This is a genomic window from Nocardioides plantarum (assembly GCF_006346395.1).
Taxonomy (GTDB): domain Bacteria; phylum Actinomycetota; class Actinomycetes; order Propionibacteriales; family Nocardioidaceae; genus Nocardioides; species Nocardioides plantarum.
The window spans coordinates 1278779-1296123 of sequence record NZ_VDMS01000001.1 but is presented as its reverse complement, the minus strand read 5'-3'; the positions used below and the strand labels follow the sequence as shown (position 1 = coordinate 1296123).

Below are 17345 nucleotides of genomic sequence, written 5' to 3'. Positions count from 1 at the left end.
CGAGACCTGTCCCCAACGTCGGTCGAGGTGCGAGGCGCCCCGGCGCCGAGCCTCGAGACCTGCCCCCACGTCGGTCGAGGTGCGAGGCGCGCTAGCGCCGAGCCTCGAGACCTGCGCAGCGTCCGGCCGGCGTCACCACCGGGTCGGGTCAGGTATGTCGGCTGCGGTGGTCTCGACGCGCCGGCGCGGGTTCGTTCCTCACCCGCGCCGCTTGCTCGACCTCTTCTGCCGCACGCCCTCGCTGCGCTCGCGCGTGGTCAGAAGACATTGAACGGCCGGAACTGGACCGAGACCCGGGGCCCGGCGTGCGCGACCTTGGGCACCGCGTGCTCCCAGGTGCGCTGGCACGACCCACCCATCACGACCAGGTCGCCGTGCCCCATCTCGACCACGACCGAGGCGCCGCCCCCGCGTGGGCGCAGGTGGAGCCGTCGCGGGTCGCCGAAGGAGACGATGGCGACCATCGTGTCGTGGGTGGAGCCACGCCCGATCGTGTCGCCGTGCCAGGCGACCGAGTCGCGGCCGTCGCGGTAGTAGCAGCAGCCCGCGGTGCGGAACGGCTCTCCGAGCTCGTCGGCGTAGTGCGCGCTCAGCGCGTCACGGGCCGCGGTGAGCAACGGGTGGGGGAGCGGCTCGCCGATCATGTAGGTGTGGAGCAGGCGGGGTACGTCGACCACGCGGTCGTACATCTGGCGCCGCTCCGCGCGCCACGGCACCTCGTCGACCAGCGTCGTCAGCACGTCGTCAGGGGCCGGCACCCAGGTCGGCAGCACGTCGAGCCAGGCACCCTGCCCGAGATCGCGGCGGGTTATCCGGTCGAAGTCGTCGACGCCGGAGGCGGGTGCCTCGAACAGCGATCCCTGGAAGTCCATGCGCCGATGGTACGCCAGGATCGAACAGACGTTCGAGGGTGGTTTGGTGGAGTGGGCGGTCGCCGACTCGAGCAATCGAACGGGTTGGGTGGCCGACGGGCCCATCCCGGTCGCCGACCCGTTCAATTGAACGGGTCGGTCGCCTGGCGGGCCCACCCCGGTCGCCGACTCGTTCGATCGAACGAGTTGGTCGGCCGAGCCGCGGAATCCGGCCACCGACTCGTTCGATTGCGCGAGTTGGTGCGCCCCCGCCCCGCCCCCGGCAGATCCCCCGCCCCGTCAGCCGTCGCCGGCGGCGTGCAGCGCCGCGCCGACGATGCCGGCCTTGTTGCGCAGCAGGGCCGGGATGATCGGGGTCGCGACGTCGACCATGGGCAGGAACCGGTCGGCGTGCTTGCTGACGCCGCCGCCCACCACGAACAGGTCGGGGGTGAGCAGCCGCTCGAGGGTGCGGTAGTAGGTGGTCAGGCGGGCGGCCCAGTCCTCCCAGGAGAGGTCCTCGGACTCGCGGGCGCTGTTGGCGGCCCACTTCTCGCCGTCGCGTCCGTCGATCTCGACGTGCCCCAGCTCGGAGTTGGGCACGAGCACCCCGTCGAGCAGCAGGGCCGATCCGATGCCGGTGCCGAGGGTGGTGACGATGACCAGCCCGTGCTGGCCGCGCGCGGCGCCGTACCGCGTCTCGGCGAGGCCGGCCGCGTCGGCGTCGTTGATCGCCAGGGCCGGGCGTCCGGTGGCCCGCGCGAAGAGCGCGCCGGCGTCGACGCCGATCCACGAGGAGTCGATGTTGGCGGCGCTGCTGACGACGCCGTCGCGGACGACGCCGGGCACGGTCACGCCGATGGGCGACTCGCCGCCGTTGTCGGAGGAGAACGACGACAGCAGCTCGGCCAGCACCTCGGCCACCGCCTCGGGCGTCGCGGGCTGGGGGGTCTCGATGCGGACCCGGTCGGCGGCGAAGTCGCCGCGGTCGAGGTCGACCGGGGCCGCCTTGATGCCGGATCCGCCGAAGTCGACGCCGAGCGGGTGCGCGCTCATCGCGCGTCCAGGGTCGACACGATGCTCGCGACCGTCTCGTCGGCGACGTCGTCGATCTTGCGCTTCACGATCAGCGGGGCGAGGTGCTTCAGCGGTCCGTGGAACACGAAGTCGGCGCGGTAGTGGATCGAGGTGCCGCCGTCGGCGGTCGGCGTGAACGTCATCGAGTCCGTCGCCGTCGACTGCTTGTTGCGCCCGCGGAACTGCACCTTCGTCGGCCGCTGGAAGGTGATCGCCTCGTAGGACAGGTCGACGGTGCGGCCCAGGAACCGCGAGGTGTTGGCGTACGTCGTCCCGAGGCCGCCGTCGCCGGAGGTGCGTGACGTCGTGACCGTGCCGGGGTCCCAGGCCTCGGTGTGGGTGAAGTCGCCGAGGTAGTCGAAGACCTCCTCGACGGGCTGCGGGACCGTGAACGTGCGCTCGACGTGCATGTCGCGACCCTACGGTCGCCCGGCGACAGGGACGCCTCAGGGTCATCCCCGTGGCGCGTCAGCCGTACGACGGGCAGTGTTGGGTCATGACCATCCCCGCCCCCACCGCCGCGGACACCCGGACGGTCGCCGCGCGCGTCGTCGACGTCACCAAGACCTACGGCAAGGGCGAGGCCGAGGTGCGTGCCCTCGACGGCGTCTCGGTCGACCTGTACGCCGGGGAGTTCACCGCCGTGATGGGTCCGAGCGGGTCGGGCAAGTCCACCCTGATGCACGTCTGCGCCGCGCTGGACAAGCCGACAACGGGCGAGGTGTGGATCGGCGACCAGCCGATCGGCGGGCTCAAGGACAAGGCGCTGACGGTGCTGAGGCGCGAGGAGATCGGCTTCGTCTTCCAGTCCTTCAACCTGGTGCCGACGCTGAGCGCCGAGGAGAACATCGTGCTCCCGCTGGCGATCGCCGGCCGCAAGCCCGACCGCGCGTGGTTCGACTCCGTGATCGAGACCGTCGGCCTGCGCGACCGGCTCTCCCACAAGCCCAACGAGCTCTCCGGCGGTCAGCAGCAGCGGGTCGCGGTCGCGCGGGCGCTGGTCAGTCGGCCGCGCATCGTCTTCGCCGACGAGCCGACCGGCAACCTCGACTCCCGCTCCGGCGCCGAGGTGCTCGAGCTGCTGCGCGCGGCGGTCGACGACCGGCAGCAGACGGTCGTCATGGTCACCCACGACCCCGTCGCGGCGGCGTACACCGACCGGGTCGTGTTCCTCGCCGACGGCCGCGTGATCGAGGAGCTGCGCCACCCGGACCGCGAGTCGGTCCTCGCGGTGATGGCGCGCATGTCCGAGCACGGCCGATGATCCGGGCGGCGTTCAAGAGCCTGCTGGGCCGCAAGCTGCGGCTGCTGCTGAGCACGTTCGCCATCGTGCTGGGCGTGGCGTTCGTCGTCGGGACGCTCGTCTTCACCGACACCCTCAACCGGAGCTTCACCTCGCTGTTCGACGCGACGGTCGGCGACGTCGTCGTCCAGCCCGAGGGCAGCTCGCCCGGCGGGGCCTCCTCGACGCGCTCGGTGCCGGCCGACCTCGTCGAGCGTCTGGCCGACGTCCCGGGTGCGGCCCGGGTCGACGGGCAGATCGGCACCGACGGCGTCTACGTGATCGACTCCGACGGCAAGCCGATCGGGGGCTTCGGGCCGCCGTCGCTCGGCACCAACTGGTCCGACGCGCCGGCCGGCAACGGCCTCGTCGGCCTCACGATCCTCGAGGGACGTGAGCCCCGTGGCCCCGACGAGGTCGTGCTCGACGAGAAGACCGCCGAGAAGGCCGGGTACGACGTCGGCGACACCGTCCCGATCACGACCGCCGACCGCACCGCCAACCTCGAGCCGACCCTCGTCGGGATCGCGGGCTTCCCCGAGGGGGGATCGCTCAACGGCGCGACGGTCGCCTCCTTCGAGACCTCGGTGGCCCAGGACCTCTTCCACGACGGCAAGGACGAGTTCGACAGCATCTGGGTCACCCGCGACGACGACGTCAGCCAGGACGAGCTGCGCGCCGAGGTCGAGAAGGTGCTCCCCGACGGCTACGAGGCCGTGACCGGCGACGACGAGGCGAAGGACCAGGCCGACGACCTGCTCGAGGCAATCTCGTTCCTCACGATCTTCCTGCTGATCTTCGCCGGCATCTCCCTGGTCGTCGGCACCTACATCATCGTCAACACCTTCTCCATCCTGGTCGCCCAACGCAGTCGCGAGCTCGCCCTCCTGCGGGCCCTCGGCGCGAGCAAGCGCCAGGTCCAGCGCTCGGTGCAGCTCGAGGCGCTGGTGCTCGGGTTCCTCGGCGCGACGATCGGCGTCGGGCTCGGCGTGGTGCTGGCCATCGGGCTGCGCGCGCTGTTCGGGTTCATCGGGCTCGACCTGTCCGGGCAGCCGCTGGTCTACCGGCCGCGGACCGTCGTCGCGGCCTACGCCGTCGGCATCCTGGTCACCATGGCGGCGGCCTACTTCCCCGCCCGGCGTACCTCCCGGATCGCCCCGGTGCAGGCCATGCGCGACGACATCGCCCTGCCCGAGGAGTCGATGCGACGCCGGTTCGTGCTGGGCCTCGCGCTCGCGCTGGCCGGGGGAGTGGCCCTGTTCGCCGGGCTGAGCGACGTCGTCGACATCGGCGGCGACGGCTACCTCGTCGGGGGTGGCATGCTCGCCATCCTGCTCGGCGTGACCGCCATGAGCCCGGTGCTCTCGGCGCCGCTGCTGCGCCTGGCCCGCACCCTCTACGCACGGCTGTTCGGCTCGGTCGGCAACCTGGCCGGGCAGAACTCGCTGCGCAACCCCCGGCGTACGACGGCCACCGCGTCGGCGCTGATGATCGGCCTGACCCTGGCCTGCGCCATGGCCATCATCGGCGCCTCGGCCAAGGCCTCGGTCGACAAGTCGGTCGAGGAGAGCTTCACCGGCGACTTCGTGATCAGCAGCATCTTCCAGGGGTCGTTCTCCTCCAGCATCGCCGGCCGGGTGGCCGACGTCGACGGCGTGGCCGAGGTCGTGCGCCAGCGGTCGGGGTTCGCCGATCGCGACGGCGGGTTCAGCGTCATCGTCGCGACCGACCCCGCCGCCCTCGACCGGTTGGGCGTCGACTTCCTCGCGGGCAGCGCCGCCGACCTCACGCGCGGCACCGTGATCATCAGCCGTACGGCGGCCGCCTCCGACGACCTCCAGGTGGGCGACCCCTACGAGATCGAGGTGCCCCGGGGCAAGGTCACCTGGAAGGTCGCCGGCATCTTCGACGACAACGCGCTGCTCTCCCAGGGCGTCGTCACCGACATCGCGACCTACGAGGACGCCGGCTACAAGAAGCAGGACAGCCTGCTCGTCGTCTACACCGAGGACGGCACCGACCTCGGCGCCCTGCAGGACCGCCTCGACGACGTCCTCGCAGACCAGCCGACGGTGACCGCCAAGGACCAGGCCGCCTTCGCCGCCGACCAGCGCAAGAACATCGACATGTTCGTGCTCATCATCTACGCCCTGCTCGGGCTGGCACTGGTGATCGCGGTGCTCGGCATCGTCAACACGCTCGCCCTGTCGGTCATCGAGCGCACCCGCGAGGTCGGGCTGCTCCGCGCGATCGGCGTCACCCGCCGCCAGCTGCGGCTGATGATCACGCTGGAGTCGATCGTCATCGCCGTGCTGGGCGCCGTGCTCGGGGTCGTCCTCGGCACCGGCTTCGGCGTCGCGCTGATGTACGCCGTACGCGACGAGGGCCTCGAGGTCATCGACGTCCCCCTCGACCAGCTCGGGCTCTTCCTCGCGCTGGCCGTGCTGATCGGCGTCGTCGCGGCCGTCCTCCCGGCACGCCGCGCGGCGCGGCTCGACGTGCTGACGGCGATCGCGACCGACTGAGCGACCACGGGTCACGGGTGTCGCCCCGGCCGGGGACGAGGGTGGACCAAACCCGCGATTCTGCTGACGTGGACCCGGTGTTCTCCCTACCCTCGACACGTGGAGGACGTGCTGCTGAGGGACGGTCGTGCGCTCAAGCACGTCGTCGTCCGGGAGTACGTCCGAGGCCTGGTCGCCGGCAACGCCCCCGGCTCGCCGGCCCCCTCCGAGCGTGAGCTCGTGCACCGCTTCGGGGTCGCCCGGATGACCGTGCGCCAAGCCCTGGACGCGCTGGTCACCGAGGGCCTCCTCGAGCGGATCCCCGGCCGCGGCACCTTCGTGGCCCGCCCGCGCCGCGTCGCCACCCCGATCATCGGCTACACCGAGGAGATGGCGCGCCGCGGTCTGCTCGCCGAGTCCGTCACCCTCCTCGCCCGCCGTGAGCAGGCCGGCCCCGGCGTCGCCCGCGCCCTCAACCTCACCGAGGGCGACGCCGTCATCCACTGGCGCCGCGTACGCCGCGGCGACGGCGCCGTCGTCTGCCTCGAGGACAACTACCTCAACGAGGTGCTGCTCCCCGGCTTCCTGCAGACCGGCATGCCGACCAGCCTGTACGACGCCCTCGACGACCGCGGCCTCCGCCCCACCTGGGCCGAGGACTCCATCAGCGCCGACACCGTCGGCGACGAGGAGGCCGCCCTCCTCGAGGTCGATCCCGGCACGGTGGTCCTGCGTCACTCGCGACGCGGACTGGTCGACGACAAGATCGTCAACGTGTCGCGCAGCGTGTACCGTGCGGACCGGTTCACGCTCTGGATCCAGCTCGGCCACGACGCCTGACCCGTCCGGTCCCCGTCGTTATCGTTTCGTGACCTTCGTGTCGCTTTCGTGACTACGCGTCGGTCGAGGTGCGAGGCGCTCCCTTACGTCGGTCGAGGTGTGAGGCGCGCTAGCGCCGAGCCTCGAGACCACCGCAGCGTCCTGCAGGCTTCAGCGACGTCCTCTCGTCGCGAATCCTTCGCTGTCCGGGTCGGGCGGCGGCGCGCGTAGCAGACCGCGTCTCGGCGTCCAGGACGCCTTCGGCGCCGCTGCGCGGCCGCTTCGCGGTCCTTGACCCCGAGCCTCTCGCGGTCTGCTCCGGCGCGCACCAACGGCGAGACCTCGCTTCGCTCGCTCGCCGTCGCCTGCGCCGCCGCCCGACCCTCGGGTCTGCTGGGCGGTCAGTGAGCCACCGTTCTGGAGCTCTGGCCGGGTGGGTTCGGTGGCTGGCTCACCGCTGGTCTGGCCGCCTGCTTGGGGCGGTGGGTGAGCCACCGTTCTGGTGTCTCGGGCGGGTGGGTTCGGTGGCTGACGCACCGCCGGCCCGGGCGGTGGCTCGACCGGAGCGATTCTCCTGAAGCAGGTTCACGGGATTCTCTCCAGTCGCCGAGGACCCGGGTCTCGGGGTGTCCGCGCTGGACGAGGGCGCGGCGCAGCCCGCCCTTGTCTGCGCCGTCAACCATTCCGGGAGAGGCTCGCGGTCAAGGATCGCGAAGCGACCGCGCAGCGGCGGAGCGAAGCGACGTCCTTGACGGCCGAGACCCGGAATGCTAGGCGCGCGGATACCCCGACCCCGTGGGACCGTCGCCTCTGAGGGCCCGGACCACGCGAGACCTCGATCGGGTCGGTTGCCTCGGCTGCGGGGGTCTCGAGGCTCAGGCCTGGCGGCCTTCGCACCTCGACCGACGTGAGTTCCGCACCTCGACCGACGTGAGGTCGCGCTCGACCGGCGTGGGGAGGGACCTAGACGCGACCCAGGAACCCCAGCGCCGCGGCGACCTCGCCGGTCTCCTCGCAGACCCAGACCGGGTCGGGGCCGCCGAGGTCGGGTTGGATGTAGAGCGAGTGGACCGGACCCTCCTGGCAGGCCAGGCACAGGGGCCAGCGGCCGGCGGCCTCGAAGAGGGCGTCCTGGACGTCCTGGGCGACCAGGCCGGCGACGTACTCGGAGCCCTGGGGCCACTGGGCGGCCCACCACTCCCGCGACGCGCACGCCTCGTCGAGGGCGGTCACGGCGGCGGCGGTGGCGAGCTGGCGGGCCGTGAGGTCGGCCAGCACGCGCGCTCGGGCGTCGAGCAGCAGTTGGTCGTCCACAGGTCCTATTAAACGGGCGCACCAAGGGCGGTACCGCTCGACCTCCCCGACACGGCGGCTGCGATCTCCTACCGTGGGGGCGTGAACCCCCTGCTCGAGGTCGCCGTGCACCGCGTCGAGGACGTCGCGGGCGCGGTCGAGGGCGGCGCCGACCGGCTCACCCTCGACGTGGACGGCCGCTCGCCCGACGTGCCCACGGCGGCCGCCGTGCTCCGGGCGGCCGTGGCCGGCGACGTGCCGGTGCGGGTGATGCTGCGGCTCGACGACACGTTCACGACCACCGGCGGCGACCTGGTCCGGATGATCGGCCTGGGCGAGGAGTACCTCGCGCTCGGCGCCGAGGGGTTGCTGTTCGGGTTCCTCGACGTCGACCTCGAGGTCGACGTCGCCACCACGACCGCGCTGGCCGACTCGCTGCCGGGCGTCCCGTGGACCTTCCACCGTGCCATCGACGCGACGCTCGACCTCGCACGCTCGTGGCGCCGGGTCGTCGGCCTCCCGGGCCTGACGGCCGTCTCGTCCGGCGGCTCGCCCCAGGGCCTGGCCCAGGGCTACGACGACCTGCTCGCGCTCGCCGGCCGTGACCCCGCGGTCGCCCGGCTCCTGGTCGCCAGCGGCGGGCTCGACGCCGAGCAGGTGCCGTGGCTGGCACGCGCGGGCGTCCACCAGTTCCGGGTCGGTCACCAGGTCCGCCCGGGCGGCTCGTCGCGGGCCTTCGTCGACGCGGGCCTGGTCCGCTCGTGGCGGCTGCTGCTCGACGGCCCGGCCGTCTCGCGCGCCGACCGCACCGTGACCTCGTGATCCTCATCGACCCGCCCGCGGTCGAGCGCTGGGGGCGCCGCTGGTCCCACCTGGCCAGCGACACGTCGTACGACGAGCTGCACGCGTTCGCGCGCCGCCTCGACATCCCCGAGCGCGGCTTCGACCGCGACCACTACGACGTCCCCTCGGAGTGGTACGACGTCGTGGTCGCCGCCGGCGCGAGCCCGGTCAGCTCGCGCGAGCTCGTGGCGCGCCTGAACGCCGCGGGCCTGCGCCGCCGCAAGCCGCGCCGGCCGAGGGACACGCCCTAGCCGAGCTCGGCCGCGACGTTGGCGCGCGCGGCGTCCTCCCAGCGCTCGAGGGCGTAGGAGGTGTGGAACAGCCGGGGCTTGCCGACGAGGTCGGTCAGCACCACCCGGCGCCCGGCCGCGAAGGTCTCGTCGTCGAGGTGGGCGTACTCGGCCCGCACGTCGCTCACGTACGCCGCGTAGCGCTCGGCCGGCGCGGCCAGGATGCCGAGGTCGGCGTCGGACAGCACGCAGCCGTTCGCGTCGCCCTCCTCGGGGCGGTGCGACTCCGTGAGCCGCACCAGCCGCACGACCTCGACGACGACCGCGTCGTCGACCAGGCCCGGCAACGCGTGCTCGGCCCAGGCGGCCGAGCGCTCCTCGGCGTCGCGCTCGCCGTCGTAGACCGCGTCGTGGAACCACGCCGCCAGCCGGACGGGCAGGTGCTCGAACGGCACCCCGGCCGCCGCGAGCTCGTCGACGCGGGCGAGCACCTCGGTCAGGTGGGTCGTGTCGTGGTAGCCGCGCTCGGGGTCGGCGTACGCCGCCAGCAGCTCGTCGCGGACGGCCAGACCGTCGTCGAGGGGCCAGGACGGACCAGCAGGCGGGGGCATCGCCCCATTAGACCCTGTACGTCGCCCGACGTGCGCCGTGGCCTACGCGCCCGGGGTCATCGCCCAGCGGATGGTGCCGGTGGCGGCCGACCCGAGCGCGCGCACGACCGTCCGCTCGGTGACCGGCAGCCAGGGCAGCCGCAGCGGCACCCGGGTCCACGCGGGCATCAGGCCCACCGCGGCGGCCACCAGGACGCCGTACGCCGGTCGGGCGGCCAGCGGCAGCGGCGGCCGGAAGAGCAGGTAGCGCACGGCCTCCCGTGCCTCGGAGGTGCCGCGCAGCTCGGGGCGGTAGGACGCCAGCGCCTCGACCAGCTCGGCCTCGGTGCCCGGCACGTCGCTGGCCCCGAGGCGGGTCGCGATCTCGCCGACCTGGGCGACGTAGGTGTCGCGCTGGGCCTGGTCGAGCCGCTGCTTGCCGTAGACGGTGTGGGCCCGCAGGAAGCTGTCGACCTCGGCGACGTGCACCCAGCGCAGCAGGTGCGGGTCGGAGGCGGCGTACGGCGTCCCGTCGGGCATCGTGCCGACGACCCGCTTGTGGATGGCGCGGACGATGTCGACCTGGCGCTCGGCGTCCTCGGCGGTCGCGAACGTGGTGGTCGCGAGGAACTCGCTGGTGCGGTGCAGGCGTCCCCACATGTCACCGCGGAAGCCGGAGTGCTCGGAGACCGCGAGCATGGCGGCGGGGTGCAGGGTCTGCAGCAGGAGCGCCCGGATGCCGCCGACGAACATCGAGGCGTCGCCGTGCACCACCGAGATCGGGCTGTCGGGCTCGAACCAGCGTGCGCCCTGCGTGAAGTGGATCCGGTCGCGCTTGTCGAGCGCGTCGGGCCCGGCGACCCGCTCGAACAGGGCCTGCCCCAACCGGTCACGCACCCCGCTCGTCACGCTCGTCACGTCCACGGTGCGAGCCTACGGACCCCGGTCCCACCCCTCCGGTCCTCGGTGATCGGTGATCGGTGATCGAGCTTGTCGAGATCCTGGGAGCGGTCTCGACAGGCTCGACCGACGAGGGGAGACGGTCAGGCCGACCAGGAACGCAGCCAGATCGTCTGGTCGGAGGCACCCAGTGCGGTCGCCACGGCCTCGGACACCGGCTCGGAGACGTCGGTGACGACGTAGCCCTGCTCGCCGCGCGTGGCGAGGTACTGACCGGTCACGTTGACGCCCTGCTCGGCGAGCCGCGCGTTGAGGTCGGCCAGGACGCCGGGGACGTTGACGTGCAGGAAGCCGATCCGCGAGCCGGTCGTGAGCCGCGGGGCCAGGACGGCCGGGAGGTCGACCGAGAGCTCGGTGCGACCCTCGAGGACGAACCCGGCGAGCTTGCCGGCGACGAACCAGCCGATCTCCTCCTGCGCCTCCTGCGTCGAGCCGCCGACGTGGGGGGTGAGGATCACGTTGTCGAGGCCGCGCAGCGGCGACTCGAACTCGTCGCCCTGGGCCTTGGGCTCCACGGGGAACACGTCGAGCGCGGCGCCGGCGATGTGACCGCTCAGGATCTGCTCGCGCAGCGCCTCGGTGTCGACGACCATGCCGCGGGCGGCGTTGATGAAGATCGAGCGCGGCTTCATGGCGGCGAACTGCTCGGCGCCGAAGAACCCGGCGTTGCCCGGGCGTCCGTCGACGTGCAGCGTGACGACGTCGGCCTCGGCGAGCAGCTCGTCGAGCGAGGACGTCCGGCGGGCGTTGCCGTGGGCGAGCCGGTCGGCGGTGTCGAAGAAGATGACCCGCAGACCGAGCGCCTCGGCGACGTTGGACAGCTGGGTGCCGATGTTGCCGTAGCCCACGATGCCGAGGGTGCGACCGCGGATCTCGTGGCTGCCCTTGGCCGACTTGTCCCAGACACCGGCGTGCATCTTCTCGGTCTTCTCGGTCAACCGCCGTGCCAGCGCGATGATCTCGCCGATGACGAGCTCGACCACGCTGCGCGTGTTGGAGTACGGCGCGTTGAACACCGCCACGCCACGCTCGGCCGCCGCGGCCAGGTCGACCTGGTTGGTCCCGATGCAGAAGCAGCCGATCGCCAGCAGGTCGGGGGCGCTGTCGAGCACCGCGGTCGTGATCGTGGTGTTGGAGCGGATGCCGAGCAGGGCGACCCCCGGCAGCGCGGCGATCAGCTCGTCCTCGGACATCGCGGCCGTCCGGAGCTCGACCTCGAAGCCGCGCCGCTCGAGGGTCTCGACGGCGATGGGATGGATGTTCTCGAGCAGCAGGGCCTTCACGGGTCCAGGGTAGTGAGGGGCGGAGCCGGGGTCGGGGTGGCCTCCATGGGGTGGAACCCGCGCGATCACCCGCGTCACGTGGTGGTGCGAGGCGTCGATCAGGACGCGGCGTACCCGCCGTCGACGAGGTGGTAGCTGCCGGTCACGAAGGTGGCGGCGTCGGAGACCAGGAAGGCGACCAGGGCGGCGACCTCCTCGGTGGTGCCGAGGCGACCGGCGGCGTGCTTCGCGGCCAGCGCGGCCTGGGCGTCGGCGTCGAGGTTGGCCTCGAGCAGGGGAGTGGAGATGAAGCCGGGACCGACGGCAGTGACGCGCACTCGCTGCTCGCCGTACTCGAGGGCAGCGTTCTTGGTCAGACCGACCAGGCCGTGCTTGGTCGTGACGTAGGCCGAGGAGCCGGGGAGGCCGACCGAGCCCAGGACCGAGCCCATGTTGACGATCGCGCCACCGCCGTGGGCGGCCATCGCCGGCAGCTGGGCGCGCATGTTGTAGAAGACGCCGTTGAGGTTGACGTCGACGACCTGGCGCCAGGAGTCGAGCGGGTAGTCGCCGATCGGCAGCGAGGGCCCGCCGATGCCGGCGTTGTTGACCGCGATCCGCAGGGGGGCGAGCGCCTCGGCGGCGGCCACCGCGCGTACGGCGACCTCGGGGTCCGACGCGTCGCCGACGAACGCCGATGCCACACCGCCGTCAGCCACGATCTCGGCCGTCACGCGGTCGGCGGCCGCGGCGTCGAGGTCGTGCACCACCACGGCGGCACCGTTGGCGGCCAGCAGTCGCGCGACCGCGCGGCCGATGCCCGAGCCTGATCCCGTCACGATCGCGGAACGGTCCTGCACGTCGTAGGTAGCCATGTCTGTCACTCCTTCGTCATGTTCGCCGACATGTGTCGGATACGTCGGTAACCTACAGTCGTCGGAGTTCATTCCGACCCCGAGGAGACCCGATGGACGTGCGTCAGCAGCGCTCGCAGGCCGCGCTCTTCGCGGCGGCGCTCCGGCTGGCCGCGACTGCGCCGGTGGGCTCGCTCACGGCGACCGCGCTCGCCCGCGAGGCAGGTGTGCACCGCTCGACCTTCTACGAGCTCGCGAGCTCGCCCGCCGATCTCGTCGAGCGCGCCCTGCGCGCCGAGCTCGACGACCTGCGCGCCGGCCTCCTGGTCGACGGCGACCCCGATCTCGACCGGGCGGTCACCGGCGTCACCCGCGGCGTCCTCGAGCACGTACGACGCCATGCCGAGATCTACCGGCGCGGGCTGGCCGACGACAGCGGGGTGGCCAGCCTGCACCCCATGCTGGCCCGCCACTTCCGCGAGACGAGCCGGCTGCTGAGTGCCCGCGCCCGCCTGCGGGTCGACCTCGAGGTCGCGGGCATCGACGGCGTCCGGGTCGAGGACACCGCGATCCACTTCGTCTGTGCCGCGACGGTGGGCGCCATCGAGGCCTGGGTCGGCTCCGACGACCTCGACGTCGACGCCTTCCTCGCGCTCTACCTGCGACTGCTGCCCGGGTGGTGGCCGCACGACCGCGGCACCGACTGATCCGGGTGATCCCCGGCCGCGACCCTGTCGGCGGCCGTAGTGTCACGGCCGTGACCGATGACCAGGGCTGGCTGGCCCGCCGACGCCGCCGGCTGATGGACGGGTACGCCGATCGCTCCCGCGCGAAGGCGGCGGCCAAGGCGATCGACTCCAGCCGGCCCTCCGTTGCGACCGTCGCGGTGTGGGGCCTGGCCGGGCTGGTGCACCTGACGACCGTCGCGACCCTCGTCCTCGGTGCCTGGCTGACGTTGATCGCCCCGTCCCTCGTGCTGCGGGTCCCCGGGCTGGTGATCGTCCTGTTCGGGCTGTTCCTGGTCCCGTGGCCCCGGTCGGTCCGCAAGCTGGGCGCGCACACGAGAGTCGACCTGCCCGAGCTGTTCGCCCTTCTCGACAGGGTCGCCGAGCACAACGGCGGGCCGGTGCCGCACCTCGTCGGGTTCGACCCCGACTACAACGCCTCCACGTTCGCGCTCGGTCGGCGCCGGGTGCTCGTCCTCGGTGCCCCCTTGTGGGTCGCCGCGCCGCCGCACGCGCGGCTGGCCCTGCTGGGTCACGAGCTCGGGCACTTCGCTCACCGCGACGTCCTGTCCTCGTCCTGGACCGCGCCGGCCCACCGGGCGCTCGAGCAGTGGCGACTGGTGCTCCGCGAGCTCGGCGACGACCCGTTCGACGGGGGGACCGGCCTGCGGATCGTCACCGTCGTGATCCGGGTCCTGGTCCTTCCGTTCCGGGCGTTGCTGGCCGGCTACGTCTACCTCCTCGACCTGCTCGCAGCGTCGTCGTCGCGCAGCCGCGAGTACCTCGCCGACCTCGATGCCATCAGCACCGGGGGGTCGGACGGCGCCCTCGCGCTGCTGGACACGTTGCTCGCCGGCAGCGCCGTCGAGGCTGCCGTGGGCCGGGCCGCGATCCGCCGTGACGACGCGTGGCACGAGGTCCGGACGACCCTGGCCCGCGACGACCTCACGACCCGGCTCCGGCGTCGCGCCCACGCCGTCCAGGAGGAGAGCCGGATCGACGACTCCCACCCCAGCCACGCCCAGCGCATCCGGCTGGTCGAGGAGCGGGAGCAGGTCGGCCCGGGCGTGGTCGTCGACACGGCCACGTGGCACCGGCTGGACGCCGAGCTCGAGCCGTACCTCGACAGCGCCGGCAGCGTCCTGGTCGACGCCGTCCGCTACCAGCACTGAGGGCCGACGGACTGGACTAGCCAGCCCCACGTCGCCGGCAACCAACCGCCCGGTCGACGCGTCTTGTCAGTGTGTCCCCACGCCTGCGTCTCCGCCTGCCTGTCCGATTCGCCCTGCTCGCTGCCCTCTCGGCCCTCGCCGTCCCGGCCGCCACGGGCGTCGCCCCGGGTGCGCAGGCCGCGACCCCCGCCCCCTCCGTCGCGCGGACTCCCGACCCGAGCACTCCCGACCCGTCCGCGACCGATCCGGACACCACCCCGACCGGGTGGCGCGTCACCGACCTCGGCGGCGGCCGGTACACGGTGTCGTGGACCTCCGCCGACCCGCTGCCGACGACGTCGGACCGACCCACGATCGTCGGCGACGGCCTGGAGCTGGGACCCACCACGATCGGCGCGGACCGCCGTACGGTCGAGAGCGTCGTCACGGCCACCGAGGCGCCCGACCCGGCCGAGCTCGACGTCCTGCTTTCCGGCGACCGCCTCGACGAGCGCGGCACCGACCGGACCGACGTGGGCGGGGGAGCGCGACGCGACGCACCGCCCACCACCCCGCTCGCGGCCCCCGACCCGGGCGCCACCGGGCCCTACGCCGTCGTCACCAGCGACTACGCGCTGCGCTCGGTACGGCTCCCGGGCATGCCGCGGGGCATCGAGATGGTCGGCCACGTGGTCGAGCCCGCGGCCGACGCCGCGACCGGCCCGCGTCCGCTCGTGCTCTTCCTCCACGGGCGGCACAGCGTCTGCTATCAGCCCGGTCACCCCGGCGCCTACTCCGAGACCTGGCCGTGCGCGGGCGCGTTCCGGGAGATCCCGAGCCACCTGGGCTACGACTACATCCAGCGCACCCTCGCCTCGCAGGGGTTCACGACCGTCTCGGTGCGCGTCAACGGCATCAACGCCCAGGACTACCGCCTCGACGACGGTGGCGCCGACGCGCGGGCCGCGATCGTGCGCCGCCACCTCGACCACTGGACCACCATCGCCGCCGCGCACCAGGTCGACCTGTCCCGCGTCGTGCTGGTCGGTCACAGCCGAGGCGGCGAGGGGGTCGACCGCGCGTCGATCCAGATCCCCCTCGACGCGCCCTACCGGATCGTCGGCCAGGTGCTGCTCGCCCCGACCGACTTCGCGTCCCACACCGCGCCGTACGTCCCGACCGTGACGGTGCTGCCCTACTGCGACGGGGACGTCTCCGACCTGCAGGGCCAGAAGTTCACCGACGTGGGCCGCGACCTGGCCGCCGACGACACCTCGCTGAAGAGCTCGGTGCTCGTGATGGGCGCCAACCACAACTACTTCAACACCGAGTGGACCCCCGGGTCGGTCGCCCCGTCCTCCGACGACTGGTCCGGCCCGTCCCGCGAGGCCTGCGGTCGCCGCGACCCCGGTCGCCTCGACGGCCGGCACCAGCGCGCCGTCGGCCGCGCCTACGTCGCCGGCGCCGTCCGGCTGTTCACCGGCGAGGACGCCTACCTCCCGCTCGTCGACGGCTCCCGCACGAGCGTGCCGTCCGCGGCCGGCGCCGACGTGCGCACCCACGCCCTCGGCGGTGGGCGCGACACGCGTCGGCCCGGCATCGACGCCACGCCCACGCCCGCGGCGGGCGGTGCCACGAACCGGCTGTGCGTCGGCCAGACGTCGTACGACGACGCGCGGGCGAGCGCCTGCGGCCGCGGCCTCGGCGAGGTCGTCGCCCCGCACTGGCGGGCGGAGTGGGAGGGACAGCCCGCCCGGAAGTTCCTCGAGATGGGGTGGCTCCGTGCCGGCGCGGTGGGTGGCCTGAGGTTCACCGCCCCGCTCGACCTGAGCGCCGACCGGCTCGAGCTGCGCACGATCGTCGACCCTCGGCGCGGCCCGGTCGACCTGCGGGTCCGGATCGCCGACAGCACGGGTGCCACCGCGACGCTGACGCCCGAGGGAGGCTCGACGACCGAGCCGCTGCTCGTGGGCGAGTCCGTCACCAAGCTGTGGGCGCAGGCCCTGCTGGTCGACGCCACCGACGCGACCGGCCTCGACCTGACCGACGTGACGTCGGTCGAGCTGATCGCCGGCAACGCCCGCGGCCGGATCTGGCTCGCCGACGTGTCGGCCGCGCCCGACGCCCTCGCGGCGGTCCCCGCCACGCGTCTGCCGCAGATCGACCTCGGCGAGCTCGTGATCGACGAGGGCAACCCCGGCGGCACCCGCTTCGGGGCCGTCTCGCACCGCACCGCCCGGGTGCCGTTCACCGTCAGCGGGACCCTCACCGCGCCCGCCCGCTTCGTCCTCGTCAGCGGCGGCGACGAGGGCGACCGGGCCGACGGCAGCACCGCCGGGCGCCAGACCGTCGACCTCGCGCCCGGCCAGACGTCGGGCACGATCGCGATCGACTACACCGCCGACCGGCTCGACGACTACGACCTGCAGACCGACATCACCGCGTGGCCGGTCCACGGTCTGGTCACCGACGACTACCTCGGCATGCTGCGGATCGACGACGACGACCCGACCCCGGCGCTGCGGGTCAGCTCGCCGGGCCGGGTCCGCGAGGGATCGCCGATCGTGTTCACGGTCAGCACCGACCGCCCGGTCGGCTACGCGCTGTCGCCCTTCCTCCAGATCGTGCGCAGCCCTGGCCGGCCGCTCCGCGGGACCGACGTGCCGCGCTGGTTCCTGGCGTCCCGCGGGGCCGCGGGCGACCCGCGCAGCCCGCTCTACAAGCTGGAGGTCTACGGCTTCGCGCAGATCGACCCGGGCGAGCGATCCGCCCGGCTGGTCGTCCCCACCGTCAAGGACCGGGTGCGCGAGGGCTCCGAGACCTTGTCCGTGGTGATCTGGATCGACGACAAGCGCGTACGCCGCACCGTGACGGTGGTCGACGCGACGTCGTGACGCTCGGTCC

Annotated in this window: 16 protein-coding genes; 8 read left to right on the top strand and 8 right to left on the bottom strand. The window is 73.1% G+C overall.

Annotated elements, in window-relative coordinates; genetic code table 11:
• Positions 1 to 257: 257 nt before the first annotated feature.
• From FJQ56_RS06050 to FJQ56_RS06040, 3 genes are all read right to left on the bottom strand, one after another.
• Positions 258 to 872 carry an alpha-ketoglutarate-dependent dioxygenase AlkB gene (locus tag FJQ56_RS06050; RefSeq protein ID WP_140008242.1) on the bottom strand — a complete coding sequence of 205 codons (615 nt, stop codon included), beginning with the start codon at positions 870 to 872 and terminating at the stop codon, positions 258 to 260.
• 279 nt (positions 873 to 1151) lie between these two features.
• On the bottom strand, positions 1152 to 1907 hold the full coding sequence (gene ppgK / locus FJQ56_RS06045; protein ID WP_140008241.1) for a polyphosphate--glucose phosphotransferase: 756 nt from the start codon (positions 1905 to 1907) through the stop codon (positions 1152 to 1154).
• On the bottom strand, positions 1904 to 2338 hold the full coding sequence (locus FJQ56_RS06040) for an SRPBCC family protein (RefSeq protein WP_140008240.1): 435 nt from the start codon (positions 2336 to 2338) through the stop codon (positions 1904 to 1906). Before FJQ56_RS06040 ends, ppgK begins: the two co-directional genes overlap by 4 nt.
• A gap of 86 nt (positions 2339 to 2424) precedes the next feature.
• Here FJQ56_RS06040 and FJQ56_RS06035 point away from each other — a divergent pair, with 86 nt between their 5' ends.
• From FJQ56_RS06035 to FJQ56_RS06025, 3 genes are all read left to right on the top strand, one after another.
• The gene (locus tag FJQ56_RS06035) at positions 2425 to 3192 is read left to right on the top strand and encodes an ABC transporter ATP-binding protein (protein WP_140008239.1); all 768 of its coding nucleotides are present in this window, start codon (positions 2425 to 2427) and stop codon (positions 3190 to 3192) included.
• Complete coding sequence (locus FJQ56_RS06030; protein ID WP_140008238.1) at positions 3189 to 5735, top strand: ABC transporter permease; 2547 nt, start codon at positions 3189 to 3191, stop codon at positions 5733 to 5735. The genes FJQ56_RS06035 and FJQ56_RS06030 overlap by 4 nt, the downstream gene beginning before the upstream one ends.
• 99 nt (positions 5736 to 5834) lie before the next feature.
• Positions 5835 to 6554, top strand: a complete 720-nt coding sequence (locus FJQ56_RS06025) for a GntR family transcriptional regulator (RefSeq protein ID WP_140008237.1) — start codon at positions 5835 to 5837, stop codon at positions 6552 to 6554.
• 942 nt (positions 6555 to 7496) lie between these two features.
• Here the strand turns inward: FJQ56_RS06025 and FJQ56_RS06020 are convergent.
• On the bottom strand, positions 7497 to 7847 hold the full coding sequence (locus FJQ56_RS06020; RefSeq protein WP_140008236.1) for a hypothetical protein: 351 nt from the start codon (positions 7845 to 7847) through the stop codon (positions 7497 to 7499).
• A gap of 81 nt (positions 7848 to 7928) precedes the next feature.
• Here FJQ56_RS06020 and FJQ56_RS06015 point away from each other — a divergent pair, with 81 nt between their 5' ends.
• Positions 7929 to 8648 (top strand): copper homeostasis protein CutC, encoded by a 720-nt coding sequence (locus FJQ56_RS06015; protein WP_246084007.1) that lies wholly within the window; start codon positions 7929 to 7931, stop codon positions 8646 to 8648.
• Positions 8645 to 8920: a DUF4031 domain-containing protein gene (locus FJQ56_RS06010; RefSeq protein ID WP_140008235.1), complete on the top strand. Its 276-nt coding sequence runs from the start codon at positions 8645 to 8647 to the stop codon at positions 8918 to 8920. The genes FJQ56_RS06015 and FJQ56_RS06010 overlap by 4 nt, the downstream gene beginning before the upstream one ends.
• Here the strand turns inward: FJQ56_RS06010 and FJQ56_RS06005 are convergent.
• The 4 genes from FJQ56_RS06005 to FJQ56_RS05990 form a co-directional block, all read right to left on the bottom strand.
• Positions 8917 to 9510, bottom strand: coding sequence for an HD domain-containing protein (locus tag FJQ56_RS06005; RefSeq protein ID WP_246084006.1), 594 nt, complete (start codon positions 9508 to 9510; stop codon positions 8917 to 8919). The genes FJQ56_RS06010 and FJQ56_RS06005 overlap by 4 nt on opposite strands.
• A gap of 42 nt (positions 9511 to 9552) precedes the next feature.
• On the bottom strand, positions 9553 to 10413 hold the full coding sequence (locus FJQ56_RS06000) for an oxygenase MpaB family protein (protein WP_246084005.1): 861 nt from the start codon (positions 10411 to 10413) through the stop codon (positions 9553 to 9555).
• Between the two features lie 119 nt (positions 10414 to 10532).
• Positions 10533 to 11732, bottom strand: coding sequence for a phosphoglycerate dehydrogenase (gene serA / locus FJQ56_RS05995; RefSeq protein ID WP_140008234.1), 1200 nt, complete (start codon positions 11730 to 11732; stop codon positions 10533 to 10535).
• A 98-nt stretch (positions 11733 to 11830) separates the two neighbouring features.
• Positions 11831 to 12586 (bottom strand): SDR family NAD(P)-dependent oxidoreductase, encoded by a 756-nt coding sequence (locus FJQ56_RS05990; RefSeq protein ID WP_140008233.1) that lies wholly within the window; start codon positions 12584 to 12586, stop codon positions 11831 to 11833.
• Between the two features lie 92 nt (positions 12587 to 12678).
• Between FJQ56_RS05990 and FJQ56_RS05985 the strand changes: the two genes are divergently transcribed.
• From FJQ56_RS05985 to FJQ56_RS05975, 3 genes are all read left to right on the top strand, one after another.
• Positions 12679 to 13272, top strand: a complete 594-nt coding sequence (locus FJQ56_RS05985; protein WP_140008232.1) for a TetR/AcrR family transcriptional regulator — start codon at positions 12679 to 12681, stop codon at positions 13270 to 13272.
• 50 nt (positions 13273 to 13322) lie between these two features.
• Positions 13323 to 14462: a M48 family metallopeptidase gene (locus FJQ56_RS05980; RefSeq protein WP_140008231.1), complete on the top strand. Its 1140-nt coding sequence runs from the start codon at positions 13323 to 13325 to the stop codon at positions 14460 to 14462.
• A 71-nt stretch (positions 14463 to 14533) separates the two neighbouring features.
• Positions 14534 to 17335, top strand: a complete 2802-nt coding sequence (locus FJQ56_RS05975; protein WP_140008230.1) for an alpha/beta hydrolase — start codon at positions 14534 to 14536, stop codon at positions 17333 to 17335.
• Positions 17336 to 17345: the final 10 nt, after the last annotated feature.